The sequence below is a fragment of the Bacillus thermozeamaize genome (assembly GCA_002159075.1).
GTDB lineage: Bacteria > Bacillota > Bacilli > ZCTH02-B2 > ZCTH02-B2 > Bacillus_BB > Bacillus_BB thermozeamaize.
On the sequence record LZRT01000056.1, the window covers coordinates 1 to 17402 of the forward strand.

Annotated in this window: 15 protein-coding genes; 14 read left to right on the forward strand and 1 reads right to left on the reverse strand. The window is 55.0% G+C overall.

Annotated features, from left to right (window positions below):
* Nucleotides 1-336 precede the first annotated feature (336 nt).
* Entirely contained in the window at nt 337-588 is a 252-nt protein-coding gene (locus BAA01_14045; protein ID OUM88755.1) for a hypothetical protein, read from the reverse strand.
* Nucleotides 589-820: 232 nt separating this feature from the next.
* Between BAA01_14045 and BAA01_14050 the strand changes: the two genes are divergently transcribed.
* From BAA01_14050 to BAA01_14115, 14 genes are all read left to right on the forward strand, one after another.
* On the forward strand, nt 821-2551 hold the full coding sequence (locus BAA01_14050) for a phosphoglucomutase (protein ID OUM88756.1): 1731 nt from the start codon (nt 821-823) through the stop codon (nt 2549-2551).
* Between the two features lie 188 nt (nt 2552-2739).
* Complete coding sequence (locus tag BAA01_14055) at nt 2740-4008, forward strand: hypothetical protein (GenBank protein OUM88757.1); 1269 nt, start codon at nt 2740-2742, stop codon at nt 4006-4008.
* On the forward strand, nt 3987-5906 hold the full coding sequence (locus BAA01_14060) for a Fis family transcriptional regulator (GenBank protein OUM88758.1): 1920 nt from the start codon (nt 3987-3989) through the stop codon (nt 5904-5906). The genes BAA01_14055 and BAA01_14060 overlap by 22 nt, the downstream gene beginning before the upstream one ends.
* A gap of 281 nt (nt 5907-6187) precedes the next feature.
* Entirely contained in the window at nt 6188-7261 is a 1074-nt protein-coding gene (locus BAA01_14065) for a hypothetical protein (protein ID OUM88759.1), read from the forward strand.
* Between the two features lie 125 nt (nt 7262-7386).
* Complete coding sequence (locus tag BAA01_14070; GenBank protein OUM88833.1) at nt 7387-8190, forward strand: nitrate ABC transporter ATP-binding protein; 804 nt, start codon at nt 7387-7389, stop codon at nt 8188-8190.
* A gap of 42 nt (nt 8191-8232) precedes the next feature.
* On the forward strand, nt 8233-8955 hold the full coding sequence (locus tag BAA01_14075) for a hypothetical protein (GenBank protein ID OUM88834.1): 723 nt from the start codon (nt 8233-8235) through the stop codon (nt 8953-8955).
* A 24-nt stretch (nt 8956-8979) separates the two neighbouring features.
* Nucleotides 8980-9756: a hypothetical protein gene (locus BAA01_14080; protein OUM88760.1), complete on the forward strand. Its 777-nt coding sequence runs from the start codon at nt 8980-8982 to the stop codon at nt 9754-9756.
* Between the two features lie 37 nt (nt 9757-9793).
* On the forward strand, nt 9794-10993 hold the full coding sequence (locus tag BAA01_14085) for a formyl-CoA transferase (GenBank protein ID OUM88761.1): 1200 nt from the start codon (nt 9794-9796) through the stop codon (nt 10991-10993).
* 36 nt (nt 10994-11029) lie between these two features.
* Complete coding sequence (locus BAA01_14090; GenBank protein ID OUM88835.1) at nt 11030-11908, forward strand: hydroxymethylglutaryl-CoA lyase; 879 nt, start codon at nt 11030-11032, stop codon at nt 11906-11908.
* A 41-nt stretch (nt 11909-11949) separates the two neighbouring features.
* Nucleotides 11950-13203, forward strand: a complete 1254-nt coding sequence (locus tag BAA01_14095) for an MFS transporter (protein ID OUM88762.1) — start codon at nt 11950-11952, stop codon at nt 13201-13203.
* A gap of 130 nt (nt 13204-13333) precedes the next feature.
* A complete protein-coding gene (locus tag BAA01_14100) occupies nt 13334-14764 on the forward strand; it encodes a 3-isopropylmalate dehydratase large subunit (protein OUM88763.1) in 1431 nt (476 codons plus the stop codon).
* Nucleotides 14764-15375 (forward strand): 3-isopropylmalate dehydratase small subunit, encoded by a 612-nt coding sequence (locus BAA01_14105; protein OUM88764.1) that lies wholly within the window; start codon nt 14764-14766, stop codon nt 15373-15375. The genes BAA01_14100 and BAA01_14105 overlap by 1 nt, the downstream gene beginning before the upstream one ends.
* 411 nt (nt 15376-15786) lie before the next feature.
* Nucleotides 15787-16356 carry a hypothetical protein gene (locus BAA01_14110; protein OUM88836.1) on the forward strand — a complete coding sequence of 190 codons (570 nt, stop codon included), beginning with the start codon at nt 15787-15789 and terminating at the stop codon, nt 16354-16356.
* A gap of 125 nt (nt 16357-16481) precedes the next feature.
* A complete protein-coding gene (locus tag BAA01_14115) occupies nt 16482-17402 on the forward strand; it encodes a hypothetical protein (GenBank protein OUM88765.1) in 921 nt (306 codons plus the stop codon).

Here is a 17402-nt window from a genome sequence, read left to right on the forward strand (position 1 = left end):
GCTGAAGAAATCGCAAAGATCGCTTAACCGGAAACTCGTGATGGCAGGACACTAACGACGGCTTGACATGGGGCCCCTGCGGGCATGACTTCTTGCGATTGGGCGATGGTGGTAAGGCACATCGCATGGCTAATCAGCCTATCATGCCCGCCACCCCATATAAAGCCTACAAAAGGCTATAACGGTTACCACATAATGGAACCCGTGGTTTTGTTGCATTTAATATTGCAATTTAAGATTTTTATTTGTAAATGAAAGAAGCCCTTGACCGTAAAACCGGCAAGGGCAAGAGGGTAAGACAGTTTGTGGAACAAGCGTCCGGATGGTCCGTTGGGTTTATGACTGTGCGGAATCCGCCTCTTCGACGGAAACAAAGACCGGGCTGCCGGTAATGTTGGTGATTTTCAGGCGGTGACCTTCCCGTTGACAGTCGATATAACTGTTCGGGTCAAATGTTTTTTGCTGGTTCCGGTTTAACCGGACATGAAAGCGATAGACATCGGCCGGAAACATTTCCTCCGCCAATTCCACCGTTTCACCAGGTGCCAGCTGGGTCAGTTCATATGGTTTGAGGATGTGACGCGACACGAGGCTTCCTCCTTTGCCCGTTTTGGTTTAGTGTCGTCCAAGACCTGGAGGGATATGCACAGTGACGCATCCATCGCATCCGGTGAAAAACAGGACCTTCACGTCTTTTGCCCCGGTGGACGAGGCGTATTAAAATATGAATGGATAGAAGGTCAGAAGAGGCTACGTATCCTGGGAGCATCAAACCAATATGTATAATCATGACAGATAAAGAAAGGATGTGAACCAGGGGATGGACGCACATGCGCGTGTGGCTTTATGGCTTGCGGATGAAACGGTGGATGAGGCGACCAAGGCAGAGATTCGGGCGCTTGCGCCGCAGGACCTGGAGGAACGCTTTTACAAGGAACTGTCCTTCGGGACGGGCGGCTTGCGCGGGCTGATCGGGGTGGGCAGCAATCGCCTGAATCGCTATACGATTCGGCGTGCTACCCAAGGGTTGGCCGAATACTTATTGGCGAACGAGGAGCGGGCACGGGAACGCGGCGTGGTGATTGCCTACGATTCGCGTCATTTGTCAGCCGACTTTGCCGAGGAGACGGCGCTGGTTCTGAATGGGAACGGGTTTAAAACCTTTCTTTTTCGCACCCTTCGCCCGACACCGGAACTTTCCTTTGCGGTGCGGGAGCTGAACGCGGCGGCAGGTGTGGTGATCACGGCCAGCCATAATCCCCCTGCCTATAACGGGTATAAGGTGTATGATGCAGAAGGTGTTCAGGTGGTTCCCCGCATCGCCGGAAAGATCACGGAGGCGATTGAGAAGATCAGCTCCTTCAGCCAGGTGCGCCGCATGGAGCGGCAGGAAGCGGAGGAGCGTGGATTGTTTCATTGGCTCGGCGAGGAGATGGATGAACGATACCTGTCCCGGCTGCAGCAATTGATCCTGCGCCCGGAGGTGATCCGCCAGATGGGCGAGAAGCTGCGGATTGTCTACACGCCGTTGCATGGGACGGGGCGCCGGCCAGTCATGGAGTTGTTGCAGCGGGCCGGATTTAGGCAAGTCCACCTCGTGGCGGAGCAGGCGGAACCGGATCCCGATTTTTCCACTGTCTCCACGCCCAATCCGGAAGAACCGGATGCGTTCGCGCTGGCGATGGAGACAGCCCGCAAGGTGGATGCGCATCTGGTCCTGGGGACAGATCCGGATTGCGATCGGGTCGGCGTGCTGGTCCGCAAGGCGGATGGCGAGTATGTCAGGCTGAATGGCAATCAGCTGGGGGCGCTGCTGCTGGATTATCTCCTGTCCACGCGCAAGGAACAGGGGAGGCTGCCGGATCGGGGCGTGATGATCACGACCGTGGTGAGCAGCCGGCTGGGCCGGGTGATCGCGGAACATTATGGCGTGGAGACCATCGAAACGCTGACCGGATTCAAGTACATCGGCGAGCAGATCGGCATCCTGGAGCGTCAGGGAAAAACGTTTCTCTTTGGGTATGAGGAGAGTTTCGGCTATCTCGCCGCGCCGTTTGTGCGGGATAAGGATGGCGTGATGTCCAGCCTCTTGATCTGCGAGATGGCGGCTTGGCACTTGCAGCAGGGACGGACGCTGGATGAGGCGCTGCAGGACATCTACCGCCGTTACGGCGTGTACCTGGAACGGCTGGAGTCACTCACCCTGATGGGGAAGGAAGGCGTGCAGCAAATCGCTTCCCGGATGACCGCCTGGCGGGAAGATCCGCCTGGCCAGGTGTGTGGCGAGCCGGTGGTGGAAGTGCGGGATTACCTGCGCCAGCAGCGGACGGACCGGCGCACCGGCGAGGTCGGGCCGCTGGACATACCAAAGGAAATGCCGGCGGAAAACGTGCTGCAATTCATCCTGGCAGACGGTTCCTGGTTTGCCCTGCGTCCCTCCGGGACGGAACCGAAGTTGAAAATCTACTTTTCCGCTGTGGGGAAAGAGATGGCGCAGACGGAAGCGAAGTTGTCCCGGATGGTGGACGAGGTGATGAAGCGGGTGCGGTGAGCAGGCCTCAAGCATGAGGCCTCTTTTTATTTATACTTATATTGAAGAAAAGCCCGCATTGCCGGACGAGAAACCGGATTATTCCAACGATTGTTAGTTCTTGCGCAAACGTGTTAAGATGGTGCCAAAGGACAGGCATTTTTGACATCAGGCGTTGAAAATTTATCTTGCATTGAAAGGGGATTCAGATGATTTCCAGCCGCTTGTTCCGGTTTTTGTGGTTCTGGATCTTCATCGGATTTTTGGCCTGGGGAGTTTTGTTTTTTCTCCTGGTTGTTCCTGATCTAGGAAATATACCTGCCGGCAGATGGGTGGCTGTGGCCGTTCTGCTGATTGTGATTTCCGTGTTGCTTGGCTTTGGGCTGACGCGATACCTGTTGCGCCCGCTGCAAGAATTTATTCATGTATTGACGCTCATCACCGACCAGGTGGATGTGTCACAGAAGATTGCCTACCGTTCGAAAAATGAACTGGGACAGGTGTCCCATGGGATCAACAAGGTGATAAAGGGATTCAAGCAGATATTGCTCGAGATACGGGATCATGCCCGGCAGATAGCGGGCGAATCGGGCGAGATGGCCAAGGCCAGCGCCGGTTCGGCTGAGGTGTCAAAAATTCTGGCAACGGCGATCAATGAACTTTCGGCAGGTGTCATGCTGCAGGCGGAACGTGCCCAGGCGACGACGGAAACCGTGCAGGAGATGACGCACGCCGTCGAGGGATTGGCGGCCAGCGCCGAACGGCTTCGGGAAGCGATGGATACGGTCAATCGGCGTGTGGAACAAGGGCTTGAGGCGGTCCGCAAAGTCAGTGCCGCGACGATGGAAAGCGTACAGGGAGTCGCCGAATTGAATCAGACCTCCAATTCGCTGGAACAGGTGTCTGAACAGGTGCAGGAGATTGTCCGGCTCATCGGCAACATCGCCAAACAGACGCATCTGCTGGCCTTGAATGCGGCGATTGAATCGGCCCGGGCCGGTGAGCAGGGGAAGGGCTTTGCCGTCGTGGCCACGGAAATCCGCCGGCTGGCGGAGGATACCAGCAGCTCGGTCGAGCAGGTCGGCGCCATGCTGGAACAGTTCCGGGAGTTTATCAGCCGCTCGGCCGGCCAGGCGCGGCGTGTGCAAGACGTGGCCCGTGAGCAGGAAGAATTGACCCGCCGCATGAATGAAGCTTTCTCAGCGATCGACCAATCGGTCCAGCTGGTGCATCAGGAGATTCTCTCCATGGATGAAGCCAGTCAGCAGCTCAGGGCAGGGAGCCAGGAGGTGCTTGGCAACATGCAGGCTGTCGCGCGTGCGGCCCAATCCCTGACCTCGGAAGCGCAGCAGGCCAGTTCGGGGGTGCAGGAGCAGGCGACACTGGCCGATGAACTGGCCCGCAGCACGCGGACGGTGGCCGATCTGGCGGACATGCTGCGCGGCATGGCCGAGCGATGGAAGGGGTTGGATCAGTGATCAAACCACGGGTGGCGGTGATCACTTACAGCAGGCTGACGCACATGGTGCAGGAAGTGTTGGCGGAAGGACAGTGGTCGGCCGAATTTACGCTGCATGATGTCTTGATCGAGGAGGCGGCCAAAAAAGCGCGGGAAATCGAGGAGACCGGCGCGGCTGACGTGCTCGTGGCCTCCGGTGCCAATGCGACCGCCATCGAAGCGCAGAATCTGGAGCTGCCGATGGTGCGCATCAAGGTGACGGGCTTTGACCTGATGCACGCTTTGTGGTCGGCGAAGCGCATGAACCACCGTGCGGTGGTGATGTCTTACCGCGAGTCGATTCCGCAACTGGAGTGGTTCCGCGATCTATTTAGGGTCGATTTGATGCAGGAAGTTTATCACGACGTCAATGATGCGCAGGAAAAATTGTACAGGCTGCTGAAAGAAGGCGAGCTGGCCATCATCGGCGCCAGCCTGATCAGCCAGCTGACGGAGCGGATGGGCGGGCACAGCATCTTCATTTACTCCAAGTCTTCGATTCGCCTGGCCCTGGAGACGGCCGTAGACTTGGCGGTACAGCGGCGGGCGGAGATTGAGAAGCGGGAAAAGATGCAGGCGATGATGCGGGCGGTCCATGACGGCATCCTGTATGTGGATACCCAGGGACGACTGATGGAGGTCAACCCCGCCGCCGAAAGGCTGCTCGGCATTTCAGCGGCAGAGGTTCTTGGCAGGCCTGTCAATGAAGTGGTGCCTGAGATCCAGCTGGATGAGGTGTTTAAAACAGGGGAACCGCTGCTCAACGTGGTGCAGAAGGTGAAGCAGGGGATGCTTCTGGTGAACCGCATTCCGGTCGTCCATCAAGGGGCGCGGATTGGCGCGGTGGCCACGATTCAGGACGCGCAAACGGTTCAACAGGCGGAAAAAGCCATCCGCAAACGGGTCTACAGCAAAGGGCTTGTGGCCAAGGTCACCTTTGATCAGATCATCGGCCAAAGTGAGGCGTTGCGGAAAGCGATCAAGAAAGCGCGCCAGTACGCCCGGGCGGATGCCACGGTCCTCATCCGCGGGGAGACGGGGACGGGGAAAGAGCTGTTTGCCCAGAGCATCCACAACGCCAGCCCCAGACATCTCCATCCTTTTGTCGCGGTCAATTGCGCCGCTTTGCCGGAATCCCTTCTGGAGAGTGAATTGTTCGGGTATGAGGAAGGGGCCTTTACAGGGGCGAGGAAGGGGGGGAAGCCGGGGCTGTTTGAGCTGGCTCACGGCGGCACCCTGTTTCTGGATGAAGTGGGAGAGATGTCGTTGCCGCTGCAGGCCCGTCTGCTGCGCGTCCTGCAGGAAAAAGAAGTGATGCGCATCGGCAGCGAGACGATCCTGCCGATTGACGTGCGAGTGCTGGCGGCGACCAACCGGGATTTGAAAGAAATGGTGGAAAAGGGTTTGTTCCGGCAGGACCTGTATTACCGTCTCAATGTGCTTTCGCTCGATCTGCCGCCCCTGCGGCAACGCCTGGATGATTTGCCTGATTTGTTTCGCTCCTTTTTGAGAAGTTATGGCGTGGATGAACGGGTGATTGAAGCGGCGCTGTCTGCCATGCTGCCCATCTTGTGCCGTCATGACTGGCCGGGAAACATCAGGGAGCTGGAAAACATCGCGGAACGGGTGAGCGTCTTGCTGCAAGGCAACGTCGAGATGAAAGAAGTGGTGGATGAGGTGGCGGGGGAACTGTTTGGCGACCAGGCAGAGGTGCTTTCCCAGCCTTCCGGCCTGGCAGGAGAGGTGGAGGACTGGGAACGCCAGCGCATCTTGCAAGTATTGCGGGAAGTGGACGGAAGCAGAACAAAGGCTGCCAAGCTCCTGGGAATCAGCCGCAGCACCTTATGGAGAAAGCTGAAAGATTTTGAGATACAGTGAGCAAAGGTATCGCGGCGAAAGGCATCGCAACGCAAGAAAGGATAAAGGTTTATCAAAAATAAAACAAAACATGTTTCATGATGTATCGAAATAGAAACAACTCATGGCCTGTTGACCGGCTTGCCTGTTTTTGTTCATTCATTCTGTGACAAAAGTTTATCAAGCTTTCTACAAAATGAAGACAACATTCGACAGCAAGTTGGTATGAATTTTGCATGTCGTTAATCTGTCAAACAAACACTATGGGTCCATTTGTTTTAGAAGGGGGATGAATCAGTTTTATGGAAAGCGTTTTAAAGGCAAAGCGCCGCTGGATGTTGCCCTTGGTGCTGGTTTTGTGTGCCGCGTTATTGGCCGCATGCGGACAAAACGCCAATGCACCGCAACAGGGCGGTGAAGGGGAAGACAAAGGAGCCGCGAAACAAGGGAAGTTGGATGAGATTGAAATTACGGTGACCCACTATCCCACCGGATTGTATGCGGTGCCTTACAATGTGGGTATCGAAAAAGGCTTTTTTGAAGAAGAAGGGATTAAAATCAAGTCCATCATGGGCAGCAGCGGCGGGGGAACGACCGTCCGGAATGTCCTTTCAGGAAAATTGCCCTTTGGTGAGGTTTCCACGGCGGCAGCCATTCAATCCTACCTGGCGGGTGCGCCAATCAAAATTATTGCCGGCGGAGTACAAAGTGTCAGCGATGTGGTTTACATCACGCGCAAAGATGCCCCGTTCCAAAAACCGGAAGATTTTGTCGGGCATAAGTGGGGTTACACTTCACCGGGTTCGGTGACGGAAACCGTGTCCCGACTGATTTTCAGTTCTCTGGGGATCAACAAGGATGACGTGCAAATGGTGGCCACGGGCGGCATCAATGAAGGCCTGACGCTGCTTGAAAAGGGCGAAGTGGATTCTTCTTTGATGTTGGATCCGGCTTACACGGTCGAGAGGGACAAATGGAAAACCTTGTTCCGCGCTTCTGAATATGTGCCGCATTTTCAGCAGAGCGTGATTGTGACAAGTCCTCAAATCATCAAGGAAAACCCGGGGCTTGTGGAACGCTTTTTGAAGGCGTACAGGAAATCGGTGGAATGGGTTTACAACAATCCGGAGGAAGCGGCGAAAATTTACGCCAAATCGGCAGAAATTGATGAGCCGGCTTCCATTTCGGCCGTGGCGGAAGTGGCTGCCTTCAAACACTGGAGTCCCACCATCCAGGCGGAGTCTTTGAAACAGGTCCTGACCGGCATGCAGGCGGTAGGAACTTTGAAGAACCCGGACGATATCGACTGGAATGATCTGCTGGATCAACAATTTATACCGGAAAATGAACGGTTAGACATTCAAGCGCTGAAGTAAATCTTGCGTACCACACATGATTTGGCATGCCTCAAACACAAGCTTTGTTTCCGGCTTTCGGGCCGGGAACTTTTTCTTCTTTTCTTCTATACGATCATTACGAATCAAAACGAGAAAAGGGTGAGATGCCGTTGTCAGCACCGCTGTTGGTCGTGGAGAATGTCACAAAGGTGTACGCGAGCGATTCGCATGAGGTCGTGGCGTTGAAAGATATTTCCTTATCCGTGGAGAAAGGCCAGTTTGTTTCCATTGTTGGGCCGAGTGGTTGCGGGAAAACCACGCTCCTTGAAATATTGTGCGGTTTGCGGACGCCATCCAGTGGCGCGGTGAAGATCAAGGGTGAAACGGTGGTCGGGCCTCACCGTTCGATCGGCATTGTATTCCAGGAAGAATCCACCTTCCCTTGGCGGACGGTGTTGGAGAATGTGGAGTTTGGATTGCAGATGCGGGGCGTCGGCAAGGCAGAGCGCCGGGAAAAGGCCCGCCAAATGATCGCCATGGTCGGACTTTCCGGTTTTGAGGATGCATATCCATATCAGTTGTCCGGCGGGATGAAACAACGCGTCGCGATTGCCCGAACGCTGGTCACCGAACCGGAAATTGTGGTGATGGACGAACCCTTCGGTGCTCTGGATGAACAAACACGCCTCATTTTGGGCGGCGAGTTGTTGAAGATTGTGGAACAAACCAAGGCCACCGTTGTCTTGGTGACACATAGCATCCAGGAAGCGGCATTGTTATCCGATCTGATTGTGGTTCTCTCCGCCAGGCCGGGGCGCATCAAGGAATTGATCCGCAGTCCCCTGCCCAAACCGCGTGACGCTGCCATCCTGACGACCTCGGAGTTTGCCGGTATCACGCAGCGCATCTGGTCCAGTCTGGAGGAAGAAGCGCTGATGTTTGGGAAAGTGAACGCGGAGCGTTCCTAAGAGGGTGATATTTAGATGAAAAAGGAAAATGTGGTGCAGATTCTGATTGTCGGCAGCTGCCTGCTGATCTATGAGTTTGCCGTTCGGGCAGGCTGGTTGGATGCTTTTACCTTTATCCCTTTTACTGAAATGATCCGTTCAATGTTCCAGTGCCTGGGAGACCCTGAGTTTTTCTGGACGCATGTCTGGCCGACCTTTATTGAAATCGTGATCAGCTTTGTCGGCGCAGCCATTCTTGGGGTAGGCACGGGGCTTTTGTTATGGCGATCCGATTTCCTGCATTATGCGTTTCAGCCTTACTTGTTGCTCTTTTATGCCGTTCCCTTTTTCGCTATCTACCCGATCTTCATCACCCTGTTTGGCACGGGACCTGTGCCTGTCATCATGGTCGGCATCCTCTTTTCCGCGCCGGCAGTGATCAGCAATACGGCCATCGGGTTCAGAGAAACCAGGAAAGTGTTGATCAAGTACGGGCAATCGTTGAATCTGCCTTTTTCGAAAATGCTGTGGTACATCTATTTTCCATCGGCATGGCCGTACATTTTTTCCGGTTTAAAATTGGCTACCGCTTATTCCATCATCGGGGTGGTAGCGACCGAATTTATCTTGTCCGCCCGGGGAATTGGCTACAGTATCTCTTATGCCTATAACAATTTTGACCTGTATAGCATGTATGGCGCCATCATGTTGGTCATCGTGATTTCCTTGCTTTCCAATACGGTCCTGGGGTATATCGAAAATCGCTTGTTTAGGCGTCACTCTTAAGGTGTTGTTAATGGAGGAGAAGACATGACGAAAGCTCACAGTAACTCGAAATGGTGGTTTGAACTGGGGCGTTATCTCATTCCGGTGATCCTGGTTCTCTTGTGGGAAGTCACGTACTGGATCGTCGGCGAGCCGGCAATGGCCTCCCCGTGGCAAAGTATTGCCGACCTTTTTACCAATTACAGAGAGTGGTTGCCTGACGTTGGCGAAACTTTGCTGGCGCTCTTCGTCTCATTTTTGATCGCGGCGGTTTTTGGGAGTATTTTGGGGTTTTTCATCGGCTTGAACGGTTTTTGGACACGGACGTTAAGTCCCTTGCTGATTGGATTGTATTCCATTCCGAAGGTGACGCTGTATCCCATTTTTTTGCTCGTGTTTGGCCTGACCATTCAAGGACGAATCGCCTTTTCTGTGTTTCATGGCATTTTTCCGATCCTGCTCATGTGCATGCAGGCGACACAGATGATTCCCAATACTTATTTGAAAGTGGCCAAGGTATATCAGTTGAACTTTTTCCAAAAGGCGCGCATGATCTTGATCCCTGCCATTATGCCGCAATTGGTTGCAGGGCTTCGCATGGGTTTCAGTCTGTGTTTCCTTGGCCTGATTATCGCCGAAATGTTCGCATCCAGTAAAGGATTGGGCTTTAAATTGATGCATTACATGTCGTTAAACCGGACTTCATCGATCCTGGCGCTGATCTTGATCATTGTGTTTATCGCCTTTTTCTGCACCTTTTTGTTCCTTCTCTGGCAGGAGCGGGTAGAAAGGAAAATCGGCAAATCAGGAGCCGCTTCATAACAAGTGGAACGAGGACTGTACCAAGGAGGTTGTTGAGATGGCAGAAAAGCTTCCTTTAAGCGGCATTCGCGTGTTGGAACTGGGGACGTTGTTGGCTGGGCCTTTTTCAGGCAGGCTGTTGGGCGACTTCGGCGCAGAGGTCATCAAGATTGAACCGCCTGACAAGCCCGATCCGATGCGGCAATGGGGACAGCAAAAGGAGGGTCACGGCTTGTGGTGGCCGATCCAATCACGGAACAAAAAGTCCATCACGTTGAATTTGCGTGAAAAACGGGGACAGGAAATTTTTCTGGAGATGGTGAAAAAGTCGGATATTGTCATTGAAAATTTCCGCCCGGGGACGATGGAAAAGTGGAACTTGTCATACGAGCGGCTCAGAGAAGCCAACAAACGAATCATCATGGTCCGGACATCGGGCTTTGGGCAGAGCGGCCCGTACAAACATCGGGCGGGATTCGGAAGTATCGGCGAGGCGATGGGCGGATTGCGGTATGTGACCGGTTTTCCGGATCGGCCGCCCACGCGCATCGGCATCAGCATTGGGGACACGCTGGCTGCCATGTTTGCTGTCATCGGTACCCTGGTCGCATTGCATGAGCGGGAAAAATCGGGTGAGGGCCAAGTGGTGGACACAGCCCTTTACGAAGCGGTTTTCGCGGTCATGGAAAGCATTGTCCCGGATTATTTGTTGGCAGGATATGTGCGTGAAAGGATGGGCAATATCTTGCCTGGCGTGGCGCCTTCCAATATCTATCTGACCAAGGATCAAACCTACATCGTGATCGGCGCCAATGCGGATAACGTCTTCCGCCGTTTATGCGAAGCGATGGGGCGGGAAGAATTGGCCCGCGATCCGAAATTCAGCACCCATCATGCGCGAAGCGAAAATATGCAAGAGTTGGATCAGTTGATCGAGGATTGGACCAAACAGCACACGGCGGATGAATGCCTGCGCATTTTGGAGGAAAAAGGGGTGCCGGCGGGGAAAATATACAGTGCGAAAGAGATTGTCAATGATCCGCATTATCACGCCCGCGAGATGATTGTAAACGTCCAACATCCGGTATTCGGTCAGTTTCCGATGCCCGGCATTGTCCCGAAATTGAGCCGGACACCCGGGAGCATTCGTGAGCCTGGCGCAGAGATCATGGGCAAACACAATGAAGAGGTATATGGCAGCCTTCTAGGCTATACGAAGGAAACGCTGGAGCAGTTGAAACGGGAGAACATTATCTGAAAAAATGAAAAACATGGGGAAAGGGCCGATGTGGCGATGATTCACGTATGTGAAGTGGGGCCAAGGGACGGATTGCAAAACGAAAAAAAGCATTTGTCCGTTGAGCAGAGGGTGGAATTGATCGAACGGCTGATGGCATCCGGCATCAAAAAGATCGAGGCGGTCTCTTTTGTCAATCCAAAAGTGGTTCCCCAAATGAGCCATCCCGAAGAGGTGCTGGCCAAGATTCGCAGGCAGAAAGAGGTTGTGATCGCCGGACTGGTGCTCAATCCCAAAGGTTTGGAACGAGCATTGGAGACAGACCTGGACGTGATCCATTTTACGCTGGCCGTCTCTGATTCGTTTAACCAACGAAATGCCAGGCGGACGGCGGAACAGTCGGCGGCTGAAATTGAAGAGATGATCACTGCCGTGAGCCAACAGGGAAAACCCTGTGTGGCGATATTGGGAACCGCTTTTGGCTGTCCTTTTGAGGGACAGGTGCCGGAAGAAAGGGTTTTGAAGATCGCGGACAGGTTCGTTCAAGCCGGGTGCCGGAATATCACGTTGGCTGACACGACCGGCCTGGCCAATCCGCTTCAGGTCAAAAGAATGGTCACCAGGTTTGTTGAAACATTTGGCGATGCGATCGAATTGGGGCTGCACTTTCATAACACACGCGGCCTGGGATTGGCCAATGTGTTTGCGGGGTATGAAGCGGGTGTAAGGCATTTTGATTCGTCCGTAGGCGGTACGGGCGGTTGCCCGTTTGCCCCCAAGGCGGTCGGAAATGTCTGTACAGAGGATATGGTGAACATGTTTCACATGATGGGGGCCAGCACAGGCATTGATCTCGATCAATTGATTGACACGGCCCTTTGGCTTGAGCAGCAACTTGAACGAAGGCTGGACGGCATGATGATGAAACTGAAATAGCGCAACGGGCCGGGCAGAGGGCGGAACGAGGAATGGGACGAATGGAGACAGAAACCGGAGGAAGGCGAAAACCGAAATCGGAAAGCCTGGCCGCTGCCTGGCGGATGCTGGGATGGCTGCTCCTCACGCAGACCGCGGTGGCCTTTGTCGGGCGCAGCCTGGCTCCTCTGGGGCCCTTGGTGGAAGCGGATTTGCTCCTGTCCAAGGCGCAGGTGGGGATGCTGATGGCCGCCCTGTTCCTCGGCCAGTCACTGGTCAGCCTGCCGAGCGGCTACTTGGCGGACCGCCTGGGATCGCGGCGGCTGTTGATTGGCCTGACGTTATGCTTGGGTAGCGGATTTGCCGTGGCCGCTCTCTTGGACTCCTTTTGGTGGATGCTGGTTTTTATCACCATCGGCGGTCTGGGTTACGGGGCGATGCATCCAACATCCAATCGGGGGATTGTCTACTGGTTTCCCCTGGAACGGCGCGGTACGGCGATGGGACTGAAGCAAATGGGCGTGACGGCCGGATCTTCCCTGGCCGTTCTTCTCCTGCTTCCGCTCGCTTTGCAGTGGGGCTGGCGGATCACCCTGATCCTGGCCTGCCTGTTGTTGACGCTGATCGGCTTGGCTGCCTGGTGGGGTTACCGCGATCCGGCATCCGGCGAGGCAGGCGTTTCAATGGGGGTTCGCGCCTTTTTTGCTTCGCTTTGGAAGATGGTCCGCCACAGGCGGCTTTTGGCTGTCAGCCTGGCGGCCTTTGGCTTGAGCGGGGCGCAAATGTGCCTGACCACCTATGTGGTCTTTTTTGCGCATGAACAGCTGGGCTACGGCCTGTACCTGGCCGGTCTGCTGCTGTTTGTCTCCGAAGTCGGCGGGTCGGCGGGACGGGTGCTGTGGGGTGTGATCAGTGACCGCTTTTTCGGTGGGCGCCGGCTGATTGTCCTGGTTTTGATTGCGCTGGTGACTGCGGCGTGCAGCGTCGTCACTGCCTGGCTGCCGGCGGGCGCGCCATTTTGGGCGGTGCTTCCCTTGATCGCCCTTTTTGGCTTTGGCATTGCCGGTTTCAACGGCATGTGGATGAACGCGGCGGCCGAATCGGTGCCAAAGGAGTGGTCCGGCCTGGCCAGCGGGTTCAGCATCAGCGTGGGCTCCTGGGGGGTCATCCTGGGGCCGCCAATCTTCGGCTGGCTGGTGGACCGGAACCATGATTACACCATCGCCTGGTTATTTCTGGCTGCCCTCATGCTGGTGGTCATAGGCCTCCTCATTTGGGGAATGGTGAAAGGCGGGCGTGCGCCGGCTGGCGGATAACTTTTGTCCTTGCGTTGTCCTCATGTTTTATAATATTTATGATATAATGAGACTAATTTTAGAGTGCCGTTGCTGCCTGATAGACAGATAACAAAGAGATGACGGATCGACTGACAAAGGGGGAACACAGATGCCCAAAACGTTGTTTGAAAAGCTTTGGGAACGGCATGTAGTCGTGGAAGAACCGGGCCAGCCCGCCCTGATTTACATCGATTTGCACCTGGTCCACGAGGTCACCTCGCCCCAGGCGTTTGAAGGGCTTCGCCTGGCCGGCCGAAAGGTGAGGCGTCCGGATCTGACATTTGCGACGATGGACCACAATACGCCGACCACCGATCGTTCCCTGCCGATTGTGGATCAAATCGCCGCCAAACAGATTGAGACGCTGGTCAAAAACTGCCGGGAATTCGGCATTCCGCTGTATGATCTGAACGATCCGAACAACGGGATCGTTCACGTCATCGGGCCGGAACTGGGCCTGACCACGCCGGGGAAGACCATTGTCTGCGGCGACAGCCATACGTCGACGCACGGCGCGTTTGGTGCCTGGGCGTTTGGGATCGGGACGAGTGAAATCGAGCACGTCCTGGCCACCCAGACGTTGCCGCAGAAGAAACCGAAGACGATGGAAGTCTACCTCCACGGCAAGCTTCCCTATGGTGTGACGGCCAAGGATATCATCTTGGGGCTGATTCAGAAGATCGGCACCGCCGGCGGGACCGGTTATGTGCTCGAATTCACCGGACCGGTGGTCAAGGAACTGTCGATGGAAGAGCGGATGACCATTTGCAACATGGCGATTGAGGCAGGCGCGCGGGCCGGCATGGTGGCGCCGGATGAAACGACCTTCTCCTACCTGAAAGGCCGCCCCTTTGCGCCGAAGGGTGATGCTTGGGAGGCGGCTGTCGCCGACTGGAGAACGCTGGCCAGCGATCCCGGCGCCACCTATGATGCGCGTGTCGAACTGGATGTGTCCACGTTGGCGCCCTTTGTGACCTGGGGAACCAATCCGGGGATGGTGGTGCAGGTGACCGACAGGGTGCCGTCGCCGGAGGATTTCGCCGATCCGGTGGATCGCATCGCGGCGGAAAAGGCGTTGGCCTATATGGATCTGAAACCGGGCACGCCGATTCAGGAGATCACCATTGACCGGGTATTTATCGGTTCCTGCACCAACTCCCGGATCGAAGATCTCCGCCAGGCGGCAGAAGTGGTGCGAACGATCGGCAAAAAAGTGGCTCCGGGCGTGCGGGCCATGGTGGTTCCGGGCTCTTACCATGTCAAGCGCCAGGCGGAGGCAGAAGGCCTGGATGTGATTTTCAAGGAGGCCGGTTTTGAATGGCGGGAGCCAGGGTGCAGCATGTGCCTGGGGATGAACCCAGACATCCTCGCTCCCGGGGAGCGGTGCGCCTCAACTTCCAACCGCAACTTTGAAGGCCGTCAGGGAAGAGGCGGGCGAACCCATTTGGTCAGCCCGGCGATGGCCGCAGCGGCCGCGCTGGAAGGCCGGTTTGTGGACATCCGGCAGTGGAATCTCAACTTGCGGGAGGTGTCGGCCTGATGGAACCGTTTGTGCGACATGAGGGATTGGTGGCGCCGTTGGACCGGCCCAACGTGGACACCGACGCGATCGTCCCGAAACAGTTTCTGAAACGGATTGAACGGACCGGGTTCGGGCAGTTTCTCTTCTATGACTGGCGGTTTCTGGACAACGGGGAGCCCAATCCGGAATTCGTTCTCAATCAGCCGCGTTACCAGGGGGCCAGCATCCTGCTGGCGCGTGACAACTTTGGCTGCGGCTCCTCGCGTGAACACGCTCCCTGGGCGCTGCTGGATTACGGCTTCCGGGTGATCATTGCCCCCTCTTTTGCCGATATTTTCCGCAACAACTCGTTGAAAAACGGCATCCTGCTCATTACCCTGGATGCCGGGCAAGTGGACCAATTGTTCCAGCGCTGCCTGGCCCATGAAGGATACCGCCTGGAGGTGGATCTGGAAGCCTGCACGATTCGCGACGGGTATGGGCTGGAACTACAATTCGAGATTGATCCGTTCCAGCGCGAAGTGCTGCTCAAAGGGCTGGATGACATCAGCCGCACGCTTCAGCACGAAGCGGCGATTGCGGCTTATGAAGCGAGACGGCCTGATTATCTGACCCCGAAGATGCTGTAGCGTCCGGCATGGGACAAACGCATAGCTTGTTGCGGGCATCGATGCGGCAAGGCTCCAGCCAATGGCTGGGGCCTTTTTTGATCAAAAAATTGATTAAAAAAATTCGATTATAGTCTAAAATCTTATGAAATATAGCGGTTGATGTGTTATAATATGTATACGGTTACATGGGTAGGGCAATGACACAACAACGATCAGCGAAAAATAGGATAAAAAGGTATAAGATGCGTGATAAATGGCAAAACAGAGAGATGAGATGATCAAACAGTTTTGTAGATCGAAAAGGAGGAGGGTTATATGGAGCAGCAACAGCAAGAGTTCCACGTTCCGCAGCCTGTGGAACTGGAAGCATCATTGGTGCCGAGTGATGAGTCGTCTGAACAGTTGCCACGCCCGTTGCGAAAACGTCCCATTCGCCAGGACGGGTGGACGGAGGAGGATGATCAACTGCTTGCGGAGATCACCTTGCGCCACATTCGCGAAGGAAGCACACAGACGAGGGCGTTTGAAGAGGCAGGTGAACGTCTGAACCGGACTGCCGGTGCCTGTGCCTTCCGCTGGGCCACCGTCGTCAAGCACCAGTATCAGGCTGCGGTGGAGGTTGCCAAGCGGCAAGCGCGGGAAGTGAAAAAGAAGCGCCTGCAAAAACGGCAGATCAACACGGATCAGATCAGCATCATTCTGGAAGGGGATACCGAGGTTGATCTGGATGCGGTGATTCGCACCATTAAAGTGTTCAAGCAAAAGGAGCGAAGCTATCGTTCGCTGGTCAGGGAATACAACCGCCTGGAAGAGGAAAACAGATTGTTGCGGCGGGAGAATGAGAAATTGAAGCTGGAAATTCAGGAAATGAGCCGGCGCAATCTGCAACAGGAAGAAGATTACAAAACGCTGTTGCAAATTGTGAATCGGGCCAGGAAGATGTCGCTGCTGGATGAAAAGAAAGACGGCAGTGATTTCGCATCCGTTTCCAGCGTATAGCCCTTGCAAACAGGCTATCCTACAACGGGTGGCCTTTTTTATTTTTGAAAAGATAAGACAATTATGGGTTTAAAAGTTTGGCAAGCGGTCAATTCTAGTAAAAATGGTTTGAGAGGTGAAGCCGCTTGCTGAAAAGAACCTGGGTGTTTGGAAGTTTGTTTGGGTTATGTTGTTCGCTGCTCTGGCTCCATCCGACCCATGCGGTTTCCTTGTTGTCAGGAAGCAATCCGGCTGCATCGTCGTCGGTGCAAACCCCCGCATGGATGTACGGCGCTGCCGGAGAACTGGAGGCGGAAGTGGAGGAACTGGCCACCTTCCGATTGTCGGCGAACCGTTTGGCGAAGGTGGAAAAATATCAGGTCAAACCTGGTGATACCTTGTACCGCATCGCCAGGGAATACAAGGTGCCGCTCGCTGACCTGATCGCATGGAACCGAATTGAGCAGCCTTCTCAGTTAAAAGTCGGACAAGTCGTTGAAATTCCGCAGCAGTTGCGGCTTGTATACCTGGTTAAGCCTGGAGAAACGCTGTCAGGGATCGCCCAGCGTTTCGGGATAAATGTAGAAGAGTTGAGGCGGTTGAATGGATTGGCAGAGGGAGCGGAGATTTCTGCCGGGTATGCCTTGCGTTTGCCTGACAAGGAGGCCGTGATGGTGGATGCTGCGCTCAGCCGTCCTGCCCGGCAGTCAGAGAGTTCGCGGGGGCAGGCCGCAAACAGGGCCTTGACGGGAAGAGGGAAGTATCTGGGCGCGTTTACGTTGACAGCGTACACGGCCGGGCCGGAATCGACCGGCAAACGGCCGGGACACCCGGCATATGGGATTACGGCCAGCGGAGCCCACGTGGAAGAAGGCAAGACGATTGCCGTTGATCCCCGGATCATTCCGATGGGCAGCCTCGTCTTTATCGAGGGAATTGGTTACCGGGTGGCGCAGGACGTCGGGGGAGCGATAAAAGGTAAGCGAATCGACGTATACATTGCAGATTTGGATGAAGCGCTCAAGTTCGGGGTAAAAAGAGGCGTCAATGTCTATCTGATAGAATGA